The following is a 2392-nucleotide window of genomic DNA, read 5'->3' on the forward strand; positions in this document are numbered from 1 at the left end:
GGCCGAACCGGTGCGGAGCCAGTCTCTGATCGCGGCACGGCTCACTCCAGACTGGCGGGAAGCCTCCGAAAGGCTGATCCCGCTAGCGCACAGTTGCGTCACTGACTCCACGACCTCGGCGGAGTAGGTCACGGCAACTAGTCTATCGAACGTGTGTTCCCTTGCCGGCCTCTGGTGATATCGAAATCTCGGGGGGTGGGTCGGCCACGGCGGGCCGTAGACTCCCCGGACCATGTCCAGGTCCCAGGTCGAGCGCCGCCTCCTCGAGGTGCACGCCCGGCTGAAGAAGGCGCGAGAGGAGCTGGTGGTGCTCGACGAGCAGCTGGCGGCGCTTAACGACGAGGCGGACGACGCCCGCGTCCGGGCCCTGGTGAGCGAGAGGCCGGGGGCCGAGCGGGAGCACCGGGAGGCCCAGAAGCACGCCGACGCCATGGCCCGCAGCCGCGTCGCCGTCGTGGCCGGCATTGCCGAGCTCGAGGGCACCCAGAACCGGTTGCTCGACGAGCTCGTTCCCGGGTCGGCTTGAGCGGCGGGGAGGGGCACCAGGTGGGAGTGCGCGTGGTCATAGCCGAGGACGAGGCCATCATCCGCCTCGACCTCAAGGAGATCCTCGAGGAGGAGGGCTACGAGGTCGTCGGGGAGACGGGCCGCGGGGACGAGGCGGTGGAGCTCGTCCGCCGCCACAAGCCCGACCTGGTGATCCTCGACATCAAGATGCCGGGGAAGGACGGCCTCGAGGCGGCCCGGGAGATCACCGCCGACCGGTCCGCCGCCGTGCTCATCCTCACCGCCTTCAGCCAGCGCAACCTGATCGAGGACGCCCGGGACGCCGGCGCCCTGGCCTACCTGGTGAAGCCCTTCCAGAAGGGTGAGCTGGTCCCCGCCCTGGAGGTGGCGCTGGCGCGCCACTCCGAGATCCGGGCCCTGGAGGACGAGAACCGCTCACTGGCCGAGCAGCTCGAGACCCGGCGCGTCCTCGACCGGGCCAAAGGCAAGCTCATGGACGAGTTCGGGATGAAGGAGAACGACGCCTTCACCTTCATCCGCAGCTCCGCCATGCGCCAGCGCGTCAACCTGCGGGAGGCCGCCCAGCAGGTCCTGGACGGCACTCTCGTGCCGGACCAGACTTGAACAAGCTCCTCCTCCTGGACGGCAACTCGCTGGCCTATCGGGCGTTCTTCGCCCTTCCGACCGACATGGCCACGGCTTCGGGGCAGGTCACCAACGCCGTGTTCGGCTTCACGTCGATGCTGATCAACCTGCTGCGGGATCACCGGCCCGACGGCATCGCGGTGGCCTTCGACCGGCCCGAGCCCACCTTCCGTCACGAGATGGCGGACGACTACAAGGCGGGCCGGGCCGAGGCGCCGGACATCCTCCGCCAGCAGATGGGCCTGGTCCGCCAGGTGGTCGACGTGCTGGCCATCCCGACGGTGGAGATTGCGGGCTACGAGGCCGACGACGTGATCGCCACCCTGGCCACCCAGGCGCGCGACGAGGGCATCGAGGTCATCGTCGTGACGGGGGACCGTGACACCTACCAGCTGGTCGAGGACCCGCTCGTCAAGGTGCTCTACAACCGGCGGGGGGTCTCCGACTACGTGCTGTACGACGAGGCCGGGATCAAGGAGCGCACCGGGGTCACGCCCGAGCTGTACCCCCAGTACGCCGCCCTGCGCGGCGACACGTCCGACAACATCCCGGGCGTCCCCGGGGTGGGGGAGAAGACCGCCGCCAAGCTGCTCCTGGACTACGGCAGCCTCGAGGGGATCTTCGCCAACCTCCACAAGTGCACGCCGAAGCTGGGCGAGAACCTCGGCGCCCACGAGGACCAGGTGTACCGCAACGCCCTGCTCACCCCGCTCGTGCGCGACGTGCCCCTCGACGTCGGCCCCGACCAGCTCGAGATGGGGGCCCTGGACAAGGACGCCACCCGGCAGCTGTTCAACTTCCTCGAGTTCCGCACCCTCTGGGACCGCCTGATCGAGGCGCTCGGAGAGGTGGACGCGACAGCCGCCCCCCCCGAGGCCACCGCCACTGTCGACGTCAGCCTGGAGCGGGCCGAGAGCTCGGAGACCGCGGTGAAGGCCCTCGGCACGCTGGCCGGCGCCGATCGCATCGCCCTCGAGGCGGCGTGGGAGGCGACCCCGGGGCGGTCGGGTCTGATCGGCCTGGCCCTCGTCGATGCCCCGGCCGATCCCGCCGCCGGCCAGGTGACGCCGGCCGTCTGGCTGCCCGCCGGCCTCCTGACCGACGGCAAGGTCAGCGACGCCGTGTGCCGGGTGCTCGGTGACGCCCCGGTCGTCGCCCACCGGGCCAAGGAGCTCATGCGGGGCCTGCTCGTCCACGGCGTCGACGTGCGCAACCTGGAGATGGACACCGCGGTGGCGTC

Annotated in this window: 3 protein-coding genes; all 3 read left to right on the forward strand. The window is 70.6% G+C overall.

What is annotated here, in order from left to right; all coding sequences use genetic code 11:
- The first annotated feature begins 232 nt into the window (after positions 1-232).
- Positions 233-526 (forward strand): hypothetical protein, encoded by a 294-nt coding sequence (locus VFW24_06390; protein ID HEX5266383.1) that lies wholly within the window; start codon positions 233-235, stop codon positions 524-526.
- Between the two features lie 20 nt (positions 527-546).
- Entirely contained in the window at positions 547-1131 is a 585-nt protein-coding gene (locus VFW24_06395) for a response regulator (protein HEX5266384.1), read from the forward strand.
- Positions 1128-2392, forward strand: a 1265-nt coding sequence (locus VFW24_06400) for a 5'-3' exonuclease H3TH domain-containing protein (GenBank protein ID HEX5266385.1), incomplete at its 3' end; no start/stop codon positions are given. The genes VFW24_06395 and VFW24_06400, both read left to right, overlap by 4 nt.

This window comes from Acidimicrobiales bacterium (assembly GCA_036273495.1).
Lineage (GTDB): Bacteria > Actinomycetota > Acidimicrobiia > Acidimicrobiales > JAJPHE01 > DASSEU01.

Bases quoted from the DNA above. Each gene is read 5' to 3' on its own strand.
- VFW24_06390 (HEX5266383.1), top strand. From the start codon at position 233: ATGTCCAGGTCCCAGGTCGAGCGCCGCCTCCTCGAGGTGCACGCCCGG.